We start from the raw sequence: 17,293 nt of genomic DNA on the forward strand, positions 1-17,293 counted from the left end.
TCCTTTCCTAACGCATGCTTTCTGTTTTTATGGAAAACAGTTTGCCGGGTGTTTGCAGCACAACCCCTTTTAATTCCAGCTTAAGCAATATGCTCGAAAGCTTTCCGGGCTTCATGGAAATTTTTCTAACAAGCTCGTCTATATGAACGGGATATGGCCCGAGCGCTTTATATACCGTCAACTCCTCTGATGATAACGTCGGAAGATCAGCCTTTGTTTTATTTTGATCCGTGTTTTCGGTTGCGGCATGCTCCTGCAAAAGAGGCGCAAGTTCTTCTAGAATATCCTGTGTTTGTTCAACCAGTTTGGCTCCCTGTTTGATAAGTGTATGTGTGCCGGTGCTTTTAAAGGAATGGATGCTTCCTGGAACAGCAAATACCTCTCTGTTTTGCTCTGCTGCCAGACGCGCTGTAATGAGCGACCCGCTTCTTTTAGTTGCTTCCACTATAACGGTTCCAAGTGAAATGCCGCTGATTATCCTGTTTCGCATTGGAAAATTATGAGCTTCAGGTTCCGTCATGAGAGAAAACTCTGAAATAACAGCGCCGTTAGCGGCGATTTTATGAAAAAGCTTTATATTTTCCGAGGGATAAACCCGTTCAAGCCCGCTTCCAAGCACGGCGATTGTTTTTCCTTTACCCATCAGGGCGCCTTCATGGGCAGCAGTATCGATCCCCCTTGCCATGCCGCTGACGACGGTAATCCCGTTTGAAGCCAGATTTACGCAAAGCTGTTTGGTCGTTGATATTCCGTAGGTTGTCGCATTCCTGGAACCAACAACCGCAACATTTCTTATAGACCCCTCAAGATTTCCGTAGACATACAAAAACGGGGGAGGGTCGGGTATTTGCAGCAAAAGAGGAGGGTAATCATTGTCTGCCATTGTGACAATCCGGTAACCTTTTTGCGTAACAAGATCAAGCTCCTTTTTAACCTGTTCAGGTATCCTGTGCCGCTTTATCGCCGACACAAGGCGTTCGGACATGCCGTCGAGATTGAGAAGTTCTTCGCGCGATGCTTCAAGAACACGCGCAGGAGACTTGAAATGGTCGATAAGACGCTTGAAATGGCAGTGCCCAATTCCCGGAACGCTTTTAAGGACAAACCATGGCAGCAGAATATTTTCCACTTATTTTTTCTTTCCATGCTTTTGCCAGGCAAGGAGTATGGGGCTTGCAACAAATATTGAGGAGTATGTTCCTACAACCACCCCGACTATCATTGCAAATGCAAAGTCGTGGATAATTCCGCCTCCAAGAGTAAAAAGCGTTATAACCACAAAAAGAGTTGTCAAAGAGGTCAGAATTGTACGACTGAGCGTTTCATTTACACTTCTGTTGATGACTACTTCCAGAGTATTTTTGTGGTATTTTCTGAGGTTTTCACGGATGCGGTCAAAAATAACAATTGTATCATTCAAAGAATATCCGATTATGGTGAGAAGGGCCGCGATAATCGGAAGGGAGAACTCCTTGTCGCAAATAGAAAAAATACCGACGGTAATAATAATGTCATGGATAAGGGCAACAATAGCCCCCATAGCGTATTTAAGCTCGAGAAACCAGAAGAGGATAAGTGTAACGACTACGGCGGCGCTGATAAGGAAGGCTATGCCCACATTGAATAAGGAAAGTAAATATACGGCAACCATAAGCGCTCCGGCCATGATGCCGCTTAATATCCACTTTAATTCAAAGCGTCCGGATATATATATGGTAATAAAGAGCAGGGCGTAGAACATGGCAAACAGAGCTTTTTCACGTAAATCTTTGCCTACCTGAGGGCCTACCATTTCAACCCGACGGATCTGCACATCATTTCCCTTGGTGTATTCAAGGGCTTTTTTTACTCTGGAAGTAAAATCTTGAGAACTTGAGATAGACATATCGGTTCTTATAAGATATTCATTATCTTTTTTATCGCCGAACTCTTGAACCGATGATTTGCCTAATTCAAGCTTATTGAGCCCCGACCTTACATCATCTAAGTTAACAGGCGCGTTAAATTTAACCTGTATTAATGTCCCGCCGGCAAAATCGATCCCGTATTTCGGCCCCTTATGTATTATCAGCGAAAAAAAACTGATGATGATCATTGCAATGGAAATAGAGAATGCAATTTTTCTTTTGCTGATGAAATTAATATTTATATCAGGTTTTATAAGCTGCATTAAACATGCTCCCGCTATATACTTAAATTTTTTACTTTTCGGTTAATTAACAAAAAATCGAATACAAGCCGTGTCATGATAAGAGATGTAAATAGACTGGCAATTACGCCCAGGCTCAGTGTAACGGCAAACCCTTTAACAGGTCCTGTTCCGAACTGAAACAAAACAAGGGCCGCGATAAGTGTTGTGACGTTCGCATCCAGGATTGCAAGGGTGGCTTTCTTATACCCCGCGTCTACTGCGGCTCGCGGTGTTTTGCCGATACCCAGCTCCTCTCTGATACGTTCAAAAATAAGAACATTTGCATCCACGGCCATTCCTATGGTTAGTATAATGCCCGCAATGCCGGGAAGTGTTAAAGTAGCCTGAAAACCCGCGAGTCCTCCGGCGATCAGGATAATGTTAAGGATAAGAGCAAAGTCGGCTATCAGGCCTGAACCCTTATAATATATAATCATAAACAGGGCTACGAGAAAACCTCCGACATACACTGAAACAAGACCTTTGTTGATTGAATCAGCTCCAAGAGAGGGGCCGACGGTCCTTTCCTCAAGTATTTTTACAGGGGCGGGAAGCGCGCCGGCGCGCAGAGCGATGGCAAGATCCTTGGCCTCCTCCATAGTAAAGTTACCTGTAATGCGGGCCTCACCGTCGGCGATTTTTTCCTGTATAACCGGCGCGGAATAAACATGATTGTCCAGAACAATTGCAAGGCGTTTTTTTACATTTTCTTCTGTTATTTTAGCAAAAGTTCTTCCGCCTTTTTTGTCAAAAGTAATGGAAACATAAGGCTCACTGAACTGTGAATCTATTTGAACCCTTGCATCTGTGAGATTCGCACCTGTTAAGAGCGTTTGCTTTTTAATAAGAAAGTAGTTTTTTATTTCGCGATTTGAGTCAGGATCCATTGTGATCTGAGTAAGTATTTCGCTTCCAGGAGGAATATTCCCATTTCGAGCAGCATTAACATCTTGTGTTTCATCCACCAGCTTGAACTCCAAAAGGGCTGTTTTGCCGATGAGATCCTTTGCTCTTTGTGTGTCCCTTATCCCCGGAAGTTGAATTAAAATACGTTTTTTACCCTGATGCCTGATGTCGGGTTCGCTCACACCAAACTGGTCGATACGGTTTCTTATGGTTTCAAGGGCCTGTGATACCGCAAGTTTTTTGATATTATCGGCTTCTTCTTCAGGAAGGTCCAAAACCATGGAAAACACCCCCTCATCTGTTGATCTTGAAACAATACGCAGATCTTTAAACTCTTTGTTTAGAAGCTGTTCAAAACTGTCGGCACTATCCTTTTCCTGCAATCTGACCGAGATCTTTGAACCGTTAACCCTCTCTGCACTTAGAAACCTTATGCGCTCTTTTTTTAAGAGATTTTGGATCTCAAGCCTAATACGTTCTATTGTGCTTTCCAAAGCCTTTTCAGTATCCACTTCAAGCACAAGATGCATGCCTCCCTGGAGATCAAGGCCGAGATTTATCTTCTTGTGCGGCCACCATGCAGGTTTAATTGAAGGAATAATATAGATAACAGCAGCTATAACAACAATTATAACTAAAATTAATTTCCAGGAAATATTTTTCAATGATCTATTCCTTCTATTGTCCGGTTTTTATCATATTAAAGCCCCGGTTAACCTATGTCACCGGGGCTTTTTTAATTTTCGAGTTTTATTTTTTATCTGAATCGGTTTTCTCTATTTTTGCCGGCTGAGCCTGTGATGAAGACTGGAGCAATGCTGAAACATTAGTTCGATTTATCTTCACACGGACTTTATCCGCCACCTCTATTGTTAAAGTGTCATCACTAACAGAGGTAATGCGTCCATGAATGCCGCCGCTTGTTATTATACGGTCTCCATTTTTAAGATTACCGACCATTGAACGATGCTCTTTCTGCTTTTTTTGCTGGGGCCGGATAAGAAGAAAATAAAAAATAACGAACATAAGAACAAGAGGGATAAATGATGCGAATCCACCCCCCTGTCCGCCTGCTGCGCCACCCTGACCCATTGCATATGCTATGTCAACCAAAATTAACCCTCCTTGTTTCTGTTGTTATTAACCCTGCGATTAAATATGTTATTGCGGTTTTTATTCCCAAACCATTTCAGCGGAGCCTAATACGCTTGTGATAATAAGTTTTATATTTTCAGCGCCGCCATCAATCATAGACTTGCGGGCTGCCGGAGATGTTGCGGAAAATCTAACCATGTACACCGATTTCCAGGGAGTTATATAAGGAAAAAAGTGGGTTGTTACAGCATCAACCTGTTTTATTTTCCTGATTTCAAGTGGAGCTATCAGCCCGCCTGTTCCAGCAGTTAAATATATTTTCCAGATGGAATCCTTTTTGTTAAAATCATTGAGCTTTTTATCAGGCACATATGCGGCAAGCAGAAAATCATTATAAACTAAAGCGGCATTTTTTTGATCTTTTAACAGCTTTGTTTTTTCACTGCCTGTCAGCTTATATGCCCTGGCATACTCATTTGAATAAGCATCTATAAACTTAGAAGATTTGAATGTGGCGTCAGCTATTAGTTTAACGTCCAGGCCTCTGTAAATACGGGCTTCTCTACTCCAGTCCGTAAGGGCTGCCTTGTATTGACCGCCGCGGTAAGGATCATACGAATCTTTAAGCCGTTCTACAGGCTCAAAAGCCCGGCACCCCAGACAAAGGAAGATTACTATAATCGCCGGAAAAATTTTTATAGAAACTATTCTTAATAATTTCATTTAACTGTCAACAAATACACGGTTAAAAATGGCGCTGATATACTTTAAATGATAACTTACGTCAAATATTTCTTCAATTTTTTCAGAACCGAGCAGGCTGCAAATCTTTTTGTTTTTCAAAACAAGGGCTTTGAAATCATTTTTATCCTTCCATGCCCGCATAGCAACCGTCTGGACTATTTTATAAGCATCTTCACGAGTTGCGCCGGATTCCGCAAGAGCCAGCAATATTTGCTGAGAAAAGACAAGCCCTTTAAACATATTGAGGTTTTGTTTCATTCTTTCAGGATATACAACCAGCTTGTCTATGATTTTTGTGATTCTGTTTAATATATAATCGATCAGTATCGTGCTGTCAGGCGCTATGACCCTTTCAACAGAGGAATGGCTGATATCCCTTTCATGCCACAGGGGAATATTCTCAAGGGAAGCCATGGCATTTGAACGTATGATACGGGCAAGGCCGCATATATTTTCAGACCCTATTGGATTACGCTTGTGCGGCATGGCTGAAGAACCTTTCTGGCCTTTTGAAAAAAATTCTTCTGCTTCAAGGACCTCTGTTCTTTGCAAATGCCTTATTTCGACCGCCATCTTTTCTATGGATGAAGCCATGATGGCCAGGCTTGTAAAATATTCAGCATGCCTGTCCCTTTGAACAATCTGGGTTGAGGCTGGAGCGGGTTTAAGCTCCAGTTTTTTACACACATACGCCTCAATGTCCGGGGAGATATTGGCAAATGTTCCCACAGCTCCTGATATCTTCCCAAAGCTTATTGTTTCAACAGCACGCTCAAACCTTTCCTTGTTACGACGCATTTCATCGTACCAGACCGCAAGCTTCAAGCCAAATGTTATAGGCTCTGCATGGATTCCATGAGAGCGTCCTATCATCACCGTGTTTTTGTGTTTAAACGCCTTTTTTTTTATCGTCTGCAAGAGGATTTCGCAGTCTTTAAGAATAATCATGCCGGCCTGTCTGAGAAGATATGCCATGCTTGTATCAAGAACATCGGAGGATGTCAGGCCCATGTGAATGTATCTTGAATCAGGGCCGACATGTTCGGCAACATCTGTAAGAAAGGCGATTACATCATGCCTGGTTTCAGCCTCGATCTTTTCAATTCTTTTTATGGAAAATCCTGCTTTTTTCCTGATATTATCAACAGCCTTTGGGGGGATCTTTCCTTTTTTTGCCAAGGCTTCACAGGCTAATATTTCAACCTTCAGCCATGTCTGATACCTGTTTTCATCGGTCCAGATATCTCCCATGACCTTTCTGGTATACCGTTTTATCATAATTTTATGTTTCCGTGTTTTAGCTGGGTGCTCGTTGTTTTCATATTTGAGCTTTTTTCTTACTGCTCGGCAGGTATCCAGATCGTTTCACCGTCAAACTGAATTTTGTTTACATGCTGGTAATCTATATGCTCCAGAAGCGCAAAAATCCGGCTCATATTATAAACAACTATCTTGCTTAAAGGGAAAATCAGATTAATGTCAACATCGAGTTTCCCTTCCTTTAAATTGTATATGCAAACAGTCTGTTCCGAAAATTTTAAAAGTTTGCCCATCCCTGAACTATATCCCAACCTGTCTGGTTCATCGACAAGCGAAGAAATGGCAATACCCTTGCGATCAAAATAGTCTTTTAAAAATTTAAAATGAATGGCCCATAAGTTGTCTCCGGGACGCACAACGTATATTCCGAATTCCTCTATACCGTTATTTAGCGCTATTTCGCCTGGTTTTATATCCTTTTCTATGATATCGCCAATTTTAAGCCGTATCTTATCCTGGATTTCCTGCATGGAAACGGTTGATTCACCAACTTTAAAGGATTCGTCGGATCTGACAACAATGTCAACCCCTTTTTTAAGACCGTATTCTGCTTTACGTTTATTTGTAATGGCTTGAGGTTTATTGTAATCAATAACGGCTTGAGGCTTGACAGGTATATAAACTTTTTCAGCAATTTGCCCGGGAAGATGAGCTTTGTTTTGATTTCGCCAAAACCATAAACCCGTTGCAGCCGTTAGGGCGGCAACAGCGCAAATCAGGGTGATTTTTAAGTAGTTATTCATAAACAATATTGCTTTCTCCGGGGACCATTGTATTGTCGCCTTTGATCTCAACTGAAAGATTCTGCCTGGCTTCCATGTCAAAAATTTCCTTGCGTTTTTTGTTTAATAAATAATTTGCGACTTCGATCGGCACAATAGCTTTTACGCTGGAAATCCCTTCCTTTAAAGTCCCGAGGCTGAGTTTGCGCAAAAAGCTTACCCCCAGAGTTTCCGAGGACGGGGTAAGCCCTTTCCCCTTGCAATACCGGCAGGATTCAAAACCGCCGAATTTAATAGACGGTCTTAGCCTTTGCCTTGACATCTCAAGCAGACCAAACCTTGTGATCTTGCCTGTTTTTATTTTGGCTTTATCCTCTTTTAGATTTGTTTTCAACATGCTTTCAACATTGGTTTTGTGTTTCTGATCCCTCATGTCGATAAAATCTATCACTATCAGGCCGCCTAAATCCCTTAACCGCAATTGACGCGCAATCTCTTCTGCTGCTTCAATATTGGTCATAAATGCCGTCTCTTCGACCGACTTTTTTCTGGTTCCTTTACCTGAATTAACATCTATGGAGACCATGGCCTCTGTTTGTTCTATGACAATTGATCCGCCTGATTTCAAGGCAACACGGTTTTCAAATATAGATGCAATCTGGTCTTCAAGCTGGTATTTTGTAAATATCGGTTTCGCGCCCTTATAAAGTTTTACGATTTTTGTGTGTTTGGGAGAAATGATATTAACAAAGTCTTTAGTTTCGCGGAATACTGAAAGATTGTCTATAAGAATTTCGGTTACATCCGGAGTAAAATAGTCACGTATTGATCTTAAAACAAGATTTCTGTCTTTGTAAAGAAGGGCCGGTGCCTTTATATCCTGGACATTTTTTTTGATGTTTTTCCACAGTCGCAGAAGATATGTCAGATCCCTGGATATGAGCGACTTGGTGGCGTTTATCCCGGCAGTACGGATGATAATGCCGAATCCTTCAGGCATGGCCAGGCCGTCAATAATACTTTTTAACTGTTTCCGCTCATCTTCATTTTCAACCTTGCGCGAAATCCCTCTTGTTTTGCTTCCAGGCAAAAGAACGATGTATCTTCCAGGCAGAGATATAAGTGTCGAAAGCATGGCCCCCTTTTTCATGTACGGGTCTTTTGTGACCTGCACAATTAGTTCCTGACCACGTTTTACTATATTTGTTATTGAACGATCTCCTGAATGATTGTCCTGAAAGTAATCGCTGTGAATTTCATGCTTTTGCAAAAACCCGTGTCTTTCTGCTCCAAAATCAACAAAAGCAGCCTGAAGGCTGGGTTCAATATGTGCAATAATTCCTTTATAGATATTGCTGTGGATTATTTCCCTTGCGGCGCTTTCTATATGAAATTCTCCCAGCTTGCCGTCTTTTACTTTCGCAATTCTGCATTCTTCAGGATCTATCGCATTGATAAGGATGTTGCAGTTCATAATAATATTTATTTTTTTCTCCCTTAAAAGTAAAATATATTTTTTTGACAGAATTAAAAAATCAAAACTTATCCTGCCAGAATCTTTATCTGTTCATAATTATTTGCTTTTATTAAATATAAAATTGTCATATGCAAGTCAAACTATTTCTCTGTTCATCCCGTTGAACCGGCGCGAAGCCGGCATGATCTTTTGAACAGCTCGCTATTGCGGTTCAGGCTGTCTAAATGAATATGGCAAGGTCTTTTAATCCCGGAGCTTGAGTCAACAGACATTGTTAGTCATTCTGTGCTTTTTTTAATTCTTTGATATAAAATTTTTTGATATATTCTTTTACCATTCTTCTTGAGGAAAACATCGCTGCATTACTTTTAATGGAGTCTTTCATTACTCTCACCCAGTCGTCAGGAGTTCCATCATCCGAGAACTTGTAATAACATGGCATTACCTCTTCTTCCAGAATCCGGTAAATTGACTCGGCATCAGCTTTATCCTTATTCTTCTCCGATTCTTCATGATCAAAAGCCCAGCCGTTTTCCCCGTTATAACCTTCTATCCACCAGCCATCCATTATACTCAGGTGAGGAACACCATTTAAAGCCGCCTTCATACCGCTGGTTCCGCAGGCTTCCATAGGCGGCAGTGGGTTGTTCAGCCATACATCCACACCGTGAACCATATATTGTGCGAATTGTTCTTCATAGTCTTCAATAAAAGCAATTCTGCCACACAGACCGGGATCGCGGGCAAAATTATATATCTTTTGAAGTATTCTTTTCCCCGGGTCATCTGCCGGATGAGCTTTGCCTGCAAATATTATCTGTATTGGTCGCCACCTGTCATTTACGAGCTTTTTCAATCTTTCCAGATCATAAAAAATCAGATCAGCACGCTTATAAGTCGCAAATCTGCGGGCAAAACCAATTGTCAATACCGATGGATCAAGCAGCGTGCCCATACCTAAAATATTTGAAGTGCTTACTCGATTTTTTACCCAGCGCTGACGAGCTCTTTCTCTTATAGTATTGATTAACTTTATTTTTAACCAGACGTGGGTTTTCCATAGCTCATCATTCGGAATTTCATCTATCAATTCCCAGATTAGAGGGTTATCGCAATCCTCGACCCAGTCAGTTCCCAAATATTTGTTGAAAAGAAGCTTCATTTTAGGTTCGATCCAGGTCGGTATATGTATCCCATTGGTTATATAATCAATAGGCACTTCGTCTCCAGATGATTCCGGCCATAGACCATGCCACATCTTTCGGGCAACTTCCCCATGTTTTTTACTGACCCCATTACGAAATTCAGACATCCTTAAAGCAAAGGCCGTCATATTAAAACCGGCATTGGGATTTTCAGGATGAACACCAAGCTGAAGGAATGAGTCGCGATCAAGTCCAAGGGAAGGCCAATAGGAATTAAAGTATTTTTCGATCATTTGAAAGGGAAATATATCATGCCCGGCGGCAACAGGTGTATGGGTAGTAAAAACAGTGGATTGTTTGACACGTTGAGATGCTTCACTGTAATTCATTCCTTCCTGCACTTTATCCCTTATGCGTTCCAACAGAGCAAAGGCGGCATGCCCTTCATTTAAATGCATTAAAGAATGTTTAATTCCAAGTTTTTCTAAGACTTCTGCTCCGCCTATGCCCAGCACTATTTCCTGCCGCAGCCGTTGTTCCAGGTCACCGGTATAAAGACGTGCTGATACCCCACGGTTCCATGGATCATTGATCTCAATATCTGTATCCATTAGATAAAGAGGTACACGACCTACGGCTATTTTCCATACAGCAACATGAATGGGTGGCTCAATCAAAGGTACTTTTACTATAAGCTGGTTTCCGTTTTTATCAAGAACTCTGAAAATTGATGCAGCATCCCTGTCAAGTAATTGTTTTATATTTTCCTGCCAGCCGTCTTCACGGATTTGTTGCTTGAAATAACCTTCCGGATACATAAATCCCAATGCTGTCAAGGGGACCTTTAATTCACTGCATTCCTTTATAAAGTCTCCGGCTAAAAATCCTAATCCGCCGGCATAAAAAGGCAGGGAATGATGAAGACCGTATTCAGCAGAAAAATATGCGATTGAGTGAATCTTTCTTTCGTTTATTCCCTCAAGCAGCAAACATTCATCTTCTTTAATTTCCTTATGGAATCTTGAAAGAACTATATCATAGTGCCGCAGATAATCTTTGTCCGCGGCAGCTGATTCAAAGTTTTTTTTGGGAAGCTCTTTAAGAACCTTTACAGGATTGTGCCGGCTTTCTTTCCATATCTGCCGGTCCAGCATTTTGAAGAGCATTCTGGCTGCAGGATGCCAGCTCCACCAGAGGTTTGAAGCCAGTTCCACCAGGCCTGATAAACGTTCCGGAAGGTATGGGATTTCTTTTATGTCCATTGATAAAATTCTTTGCTTGTTTTTTGGCGCTGTTTTCGAAATTCCAGTTGTTATATTTTGTGGGCGTTGGGGACGCCCTTTACATTTCCACATTTGGGCTTAAGGATCGATGAGGTTGTAGCCCTTTTATTGTACTATTGTCTCCCTTCGCTTTACCGACTGACTCACCCCGGCCAATGAGAGATTCAATCGCCTTGCTATTTGAGCCGTACTAATACAAAGGTCTCTTACCACCCAATAACATAGTAGACTTCTTGCCGCAACCCGTAACCATCATTTCAAAACTTTAAATGTAAAGGGCGTCCCAAAAGCCCCTTGCACCCAACAGCACAAAAAAACAACGAAGGCATGAGAAACTTATAATCTGAAGGATGTCCCACAGGCTCCCGAACTCGCGTTTTGGATTAATTGGCTCCTATTTGCTTTTTCTAATTTGACTCAGAAGGACTCTTAAGTATCGCACGCTCGAAAGTATAAGCGCCAAACCTATTCCTATGTATAACATCGACAAATATGGTTTGGGGATCGGGGAATGTCGCAACAATGTTCCCATTGTAACCATCACTGCTAAGATTATATAACTCTTCCAGGTCATAAAAGAGAAAATACACTTCTTTCCCTCCATCGGCAATATTCGTCCCAAATTTTTATCCACGATTTTCAAAAATCCGAAATGGTGTACTATTAATGCTACAGTAACGCCTATTCCGCCAAATAAGAATGATCCGTGAACTTGAAATGCATTCAGCCAGGAAAATGATAGAAACAAAAGCATTGTTCCGGCACCGAACCACATGAAGCCCGCCAGAAACAGCAGCACATCCTTATTTACGGCGGGTTTAATTTTGGCTGTCTTTCGATTCATTGTATATGCTTTCGTAAATTGATCTGCCTAACCAGTAATAAGGGGCCGGCCAACCCTTTGCTACTTGTTTCCGGTTGCAATCAAGATGGCATTATTTTGAAAAACGCCGGTGCTCGCCGGTCCCTCTTAATTACATTGTTATACCTTGTCATTAAAGCCACTTAGCGAACCTTGGGTTCCTTTTCAATTCATTCAAGATTCTGTAATTTTCTGTGGCATAGTTTTCCAACGATTGAACAAAGTCATCTGCAATTGTTACCAAGGGATATTGCCTGATTACTTTAGCGAACAGGTCAAGCATTCCTAATGCAACATTAGCCACCCACCACAAATTTTTTATAACAAATAACTTGTCAGGGTAATCAAAAAACATGTTGGTAATTTGTGGACTGCCATAATCTATATTTTGTGGCGCAGGCAATATACTTGCATGAGCAAAAGACTCATTTATATTATCTTTCATCGACTTAATTTTTTGCGAATGCTCCGTATAATTTTTATCTAACCATTTATACGCTTTTAAATTAGCTGATTCCTTAGGAAACATAATGCCGTTTTCATCGGTTTTATAAAAATTATTTGTTTCAGGCTTGAATAGTGAATAACTAGCTAAAGAAGCGTTTTCAAGTGCAAAACGCAACATCATATTAAATTGCACTTCGTGATTTCGAACAGCTGACAAAAGGCAAAGAACCAATGATTTTTGGATTTGGCTCAAGAAAAGCATAAAGGCATAAGCTTCAGGTTTTTTTGTATTAACAAACGTCCACGTAAGAAAAACCAAATCATGAGCATTGACAAATGCCGGGCCATATTCTTGTGGCGCTTTTTCTACAAGGTCTTGCTCTTCTTTTGATAGTTCGAGAAGCTTTATTTTCATTTTAAATTTTTAGGTATAACTATTATATTAAGCAGAAAAAATCTGTATATTAACGCTATATATTTTCTTTATAATATCGTATTGCTGTATTTAATACAGTTTTAAGGGGGATGTAATAGGCTATTTATGGAATGCTCCTCAGTTTATGAGTTTGTATCGTCAAAAATAGAATAGCTAAATCCTTTTTCTGTACCGACCCAACTATCTTCTTTTTCGATTGCCGTATGAATTGAGCTTTTCTTTTACTGTAAAGCCGATTTTTTTCTTTGGCGTATTTTCAATATTTATTAATTGATCTAACGTCTCAAAAACAATTTGAAAACGTTCATCAGTTATTTGTTTTAATTCTTCAAGCTCTTTTCTGAGCTCTTTATTATCTGATAACGCTTGCCTAAGCTTTGTAACGGTTCTTATTATTTGTATATTTTACTGGCAATAGCTTCCTTTGTTATAACATTAGACATTATAATATCCTTTTTCATTACGCCACAAGTCGTTCATTTAACTCGTACTTACGGGAGACTTGTATCGTCAAGAATAGAACAGCTAACTCCTTTTTTTAGTTCATAATTTCAGATTTTAGCCTGCATAATCAAAAAGCCCCATCCTTCATATTGCTGAAGAAATGGGGCTTTATTTTTTTGTAATTCTTGGTCACCTGATCCTCCTGTTTGAGGTTCAAAAAACAGACCGAAATTAATCTTCGGCAATATATATTAGGTGAATATACAAGTCAATTTAATTTGTTATCTTTTCGATGAGTTATCAATGTTGTTCCCCCTTGATATAAGGAGAAGTACGCTCAAAAATTAGCCGCCCTTCTATCTTGTTGAATTAATTCGTTTATTGAAAACGCACACTTTATGCTTGACGGAAGGAATATAGGATGTCCCATAAGCTCCCCATATAATCAGCGTTTCCGTTTTTACTTTTTTCAGATCAATAGATGTCAGACAAAACCAGGAGAGAGCGGTTTTACGTCCAAGAGGGTTTTCAACTGTCAAGCATCTCTCTAATTATCTTAGAAAGCTGTAACATATTAAATGGTTTTTGAATAAATCCATCACAATCACGGCTCATTATTTTACTCGCTTGGTTGTCAATGCTATATCCACTGGAAATTAAAATCTTTATATCTGGTTTTATCTCCTTAAGAACATTATATACATCGCTCCCGGACAGATCCGGCATAATCATGTCCAACATAACCAATGTAATTTTATCCTTGTCTTTTTTAAAAATTTCCAGGGCCTCTTTTCCACCTCCGGCTACAAAAACATTATAGCCCATATTATTGAGCATTTCCCGGGCAACATTAATAATTATCTCCTCATCGTCAACTATCAAAATCGTCTCGGTTCCATGCAAAATCTCATCTTCTGTATCATTACGCAGTTGACTAATAATTTGTGCTTCTACAGCCGGCAGGTAAAAATTAAATGTTGTCCCCTCACCCTTTTTGCTGTTAACGTTGATTAGCCCCCCATGATTTTTTATAATACCATAAGCCGAAGCAAGCCCAAGCCCTGTACCCCTGCCCAACTTTTTGGTTGTAAAAAATGGCTCAAAGATATGCCGCAGGGTCTCTTTATCCATACCAACTCCTGTATCGACCACAGAAACCATAACAAACTCACCGGGTTTTATTCCATAATGCATGACATCATCATCATCTAACCTGATATTTTTCGTCTCAATGAATATGTCCCCACCTCCCGGCATCGCATGCCAGGCGTTCACAAAAAGGTTTAACAGAACCTGTTCTATTTGCGACCGGTCTATTTCAACCGCACAAACATCTTTCTGAAGCGTTGTGTGGATTCTGTTCTCCTTTCTTGTACGACCAAACATATCAGAGCATTTTTCTATGAGCTTGTTAATATTGGTAGGCTTAACCTCGTATTTACCACCCATGGCAAAACCTAAAAGCTGTTTGGTAAGATCTGATCCCCTTTTAACAATCTCTTCTATGTCTTTGAAGTGTTTATAATGGGGATGGTTTAACTCGACATCATGATTTATCAAAGAAATCCGGCCCATGATTCCCATAAGCAGGTTGTTAAAATCATGAGCAATACCTCCTGCCAGAGTCCCTATAGCCTCCATTTTCTGAGACTGCAGCAATTGTGCCTCAAGGCGTTTTCTGTCACTTATATCTCTTGCCACACCATAAGTCCCCAGAAATTTTTTATCGGTCTCATCTACAGATTTATCATAGATACCCATGGAGTTTAATTCCACTACCAAACATTTTTCCGGGTCATGGCCGTTGTTAGACGTTTTTAGTCTTAATTCAAGGCCGGAAGTAGCACGAGAGCCTGTTCTTCTTTCATTAAAGTGGTATTTTGCTTTATTTAGATCATATTCAAACAAAAGATGTGTATAGTGTTTGTTTAAAAGCTGCTCCGCATCGCATTCAAGTAAAGATTCGACAGCGCCATTTATAAACGTAATTTCTCCATAAGGACTAAGAATGTAAATTATATCCGGTGATGCATTAACGAGATATTGATATCGCTGCTCTGTCACCTTCAGCTTTCCGTTGACAAGCTTATTTTCTTTTTTTAATTGAATCTGATTAATTGTGTTTTTTACTCTTGCCAGAAGTTCTTCAAAATCAAAGGGTTTTTTAAGGTAATCGTGAGCCCCCCTTTTCACGCATTCTACGGCTGAGTCAATACTTGCATGCCCGGTCATAACTATAACCATGGTATCTAAATGCTGACCTTTTATATAATCCATAACCTGGCGGCCATCCATTTCAGGCATAACCATATCAAGGAGAACCATATCATAACTATCTTTGTTCAAATATTCTATTGCTTCTCTGCCATTGCAACCGGTCTGTATATTATAACCTTCGTTACTTAACAAAACACTCAGGCTATCCCGCATCCGTGCTTCATCATCTACTACTAAGATTTTGGGCACACACGACATAATCACCTCCACATATCAATTATACTTGCCAAAAAGTGTTTTTTCGACTTTTTACAACACCATCAATCATTAACCGGTAGCAATATTTTAAAAATTGTACCGATTGTCTCGTCACTTTCACAAGTTATTATTCCTTTTAATCCATTTATAATGCCATACGCAATAGACAGACCCAAGCCGGAATGGCCATTACCCTTTAAGCTGACAAGCGGTTCAAATAAATTCGACTTTATTTCCTTCGGGATTCCTGATCCGCTATCGCGTATAATAATTTCAATAAATTCCTGTTCTTTTTTATCTGCTTTTTTATTGAATCCATTGTTTTGGGATTTTGCAATTAATCTGGTGCTGATTTCAATATCTCCCCCATCGGGCATAGCCTCAACAGCATTCTTTATTAGATTGATAACAACCTGCTTTAGACCATTTTTATCCGTCATAACAGCAGGTATAGATGTTTCCAGGCTAAGTTTAGCCTTAACACCCGACTGAAGCAGCAATGATTCATGAGTAATTTTGATTAGATCAGATATTAGAGTATTAATATCAACAAATTCTTTTTGTATTACTTTAGGTTCTAAAAGGTTAGACAATCCATTAATAATGAGGCTTATTCGATCTATTTCTTCATTGACAATAACTATTTCGTCTTGTGCCGGACTATCCTTGGCGAGTTTTAGCCCCAGTATCTTGAGATAATTTTTCATAATACTCAGAGAATTCTTCACCTCATGGGCAACTTTATCAGCTACAATTGAGGGAGCAGTCAAATGCTCAGATTGAATAAGCTTTGCCTTAGATTTTCTCTTATTTTTAGCATCTATGACAACAGCCACCTGGTTTGCAAACATGTTTATGAAATTTAAATCTTTAAATAAAATATGAGATTGAGCTTCATCTATACCTATAACCATCACGCCAACACAATTTTCCTGAGATAGCATGGGAATACACAGCATACCTTCTTTTTCAGACAAGCGAATGATCTGGGAATCAATAATAGTAAGATTTATTTCTTTAATATGACCAAAAGAATCCAGAGATGTTTTTTCAGCAAGAGTTTTTGTCAAAAGACAATTTTTACCTTGAACAGGAATAACTATTTCCTTGATTAGCAAATCATACCCTTCTCCATTGCCAATATCCCCTTGCAGAGCATCTTTCTCATGATCATAAAGAAAAAAAAGCACACTTTTTATATCAAACAAAATTTGCAAACCCTGCCTTACAACCTTCAGTATTGAATCAGCATCATGGCATTCAAACAGATTTTGAAGTGTGCCTTGTAGTTGTGATATGTTTCTGGCCGTGCGGACAAGTTCTTTTTGCTTTTCAACATCTTTTTCACAAACCGATTCATCAAAATTATGCAGATTTTCAATATTTATATCCAGCGATTCTGCAACCTGCCTCACCTTTTTATCAGACAATGAGACTATCCTGTCTAATGCTGAATATTCTAAACCCAAAACTTCTTTTGCTATATCAAAAGCATAGCTGCGATCTCTATCTATCCCAGAGCTAAGAATGTTTGCTGCATATACAATTTTGACAAGAGGAAGTGCGTCAAGAATTCTGTGTTTTGGTTCATGATGATAAAGAACAGCATCAGAAATAAACGATTGAAGTGCCCAGCTATTGATAAGCCATGCCCCTGTCTCATCGTGTGAGGCGCCTATCCGCTTTTCACTGTCCAGCAACAAAGCTGGATTGCTCCTGGCAGCTTGCAGTACCTCGGTGTATTCC

13 protein-coding genes are annotated in these 17,293 nt (G+C 39.9%); all 13 read right to left on the reverse strand.

The window, feature by feature from the left end; genetic code table 11:
- Positions 1–7: 7 nt before the first annotated feature.
- Complete coding sequence (gene dprA / locus VMW78_01735) at positions 8–1,129, reverse strand: DNA-processing protein DprA (GenBank protein ID HUV49728.1); 1,122 nt, start codon at positions 1,127–1,129, stop codon at positions 8–10.
- Positions 1,130–2,170, reverse strand: a complete 1,041-nt coding sequence (gene secF / locus VMW78_01740; protein ID HUV49729.1) for a protein translocase subunit SecF — start codon at positions 2,168–2,170, stop codon at positions 1,130–1,132.
- Between the two features lie 14 nt (positions 2,171–2,184).
- A complete protein-coding gene (secD, locus tag VMW78_01745) occupies positions 2,185–3,762 on the reverse strand; it encodes a protein translocase subunit SecD (GenBank protein ID HUV49730.1) in 1,578 nt (525 codons plus the stop codon).
- A gap of 85 nt (positions 3,763–3,847) precedes the next feature.
- Positions 3,848–4,210: a preprotein translocase subunit YajC gene (gene yajC, locus VMW78_01750; GenBank protein HUV49731.1), complete on the reverse strand. Its 363-nt coding sequence runs from the start codon at positions 4,208–4,210 to the stop codon at positions 3,848–3,850.
- A 60-nt stretch (positions 4,211–4,270) separates the two neighbouring features.
- Positions 4,271–4,915, reverse strand: a complete 645-nt coding sequence (locus tag VMW78_01755; GenBank protein HUV49732.1) for a hypothetical protein — start codon at positions 4,913–4,915, stop codon at positions 4,271–4,273.
- A complete protein-coding gene (purB, locus tag VMW78_01760) occupies positions 4,916–6,214 on the reverse strand; it encodes an adenylosuccinate lyase (protein ID HUV49733.1) in 1,299 nt (432 codons plus the stop codon). It lies immediately after the preceding gene.
- A gap of 59 nt (positions 6,215–6,273) precedes the next feature.
- Positions 6,274–6,999, reverse strand: a complete 726-nt coding sequence (locus tag VMW78_01765; protein HUV49734.1) for a hypothetical protein — start codon at positions 6,997–6,999, stop codon at positions 6,274–6,276.
- Positions 6,992–8,452, reverse strand: coding sequence for a ribonuclease E/G (locus VMW78_01770; protein ID HUV49735.1), 1,461 nt, complete (start codon positions 8,450–8,452; stop codon positions 6,992–6,994). Before VMW78_01770 ends, VMW78_01765 begins: the two co-directional genes overlap by 8 nt.
- A 277-nt stretch (positions 8,453–8,729) precedes the next feature.
- A complete protein-coding gene (gene glgP, locus VMW78_01775) occupies positions 8,730–10,862 on the reverse strand; it encodes an alpha-glucan family phosphorylase (protein ID HUV49736.1) in 2,133 nt (710 codons plus the stop codon).
- 415 nt (positions 10,863–11,277) lie between these two features.
- Positions 11,278–11,727 carry a hypothetical protein gene (locus VMW78_01780; protein ID HUV49737.1) on the reverse strand — a complete coding sequence of 150 codons (450 nt, stop codon included), beginning with the start codon at positions 11,725–11,727 and terminating at the stop codon, positions 11,278–11,280.
- 151 nt (positions 11,728–11,878) lie between these two features.
- Positions 11,879–12,607, reverse strand: a complete 729-nt coding sequence (locus VMW78_01785; GenBank protein ID HUV49738.1) for a hypothetical protein — start codon at positions 12,605–12,607, stop codon at positions 11,879–11,881.
- Between the two features lie 993 nt (positions 12,608–13,600).
- Complete coding sequence (locus VMW78_01790) at positions 13,601–15,538, reverse strand: response regulator (GenBank protein ID HUV49739.1); 1,938 nt, start codon at positions 15,536–15,538, stop codon at positions 13,601–13,603.
- Between the two features lie 71 nt (positions 15,539–15,609).
- Positions 15,610–17,293 (reverse strand): ATP-binding protein (locus VMW78_01795; GenBank protein HUV49740.1); only part of this gene is annotated, 1,684 nt, incomplete at its 5' end.

The organism is Anaerolineae bacterium, assembly GCA_035529315.1.
Taxonomy (GTDB): Bacteria; Desulfobacterota; Desulfobacteria; order Desulfobacterales; family ETH-SRB1; genus Desulfaltia.

Coding starts and splice junctions, on each gene's coding strand:
- secF (HUV49729.1), bottom strand. CDS start 2,170: ATGCAGCTTATAAAACCTGATATAAATATTAATTTCATCAGCAAAAGA.
- VMW78_01755 (HUV49732.1), bottom strand. CDS start 4,915: ATGAAATTATTAAGAATAGTTTCTATAAAAATTTTTCCGGCGATTATA.
- purB (HUV49733.1), bottom strand. CDS start 6,214: ATGATAAAACGGTATACCAGAAAGGTCATGGGAGATATCTGGACCGAT.
- VMW78_01765 (HUV49734.1), bottom strand. CDS start 6,999: ATGAATAACTACTTAAAAATCACCCTGATTTGCGCTGTTGCCGCCCTA.
- VMW78_01770 (HUV49735.1), bottom strand. CDS start 8,452: ATGAACTGCAACATCCTTATCAATGCGATAGATCCTGAAGAATGCAGA.
- glgP (HUV49736.1), bottom strand. CDS start 10,862: ATGGACATAAAAGAAATCCCATACCTTCCGGAACGTTTATCAGGCCTG.
- VMW78_01780 (HUV49737.1), bottom strand. CDS start 11,727: ATGAATCGAAAGACAGCCAAAATTAAACCCGCCGTAAATAAGGATGTG.
- VMW78_01785 (HUV49738.1), bottom strand. CDS start 12,607: ATGAAAATAAAGCTTCTCGAACTATCAAAAGAAGAGCAAGACCTTGTA.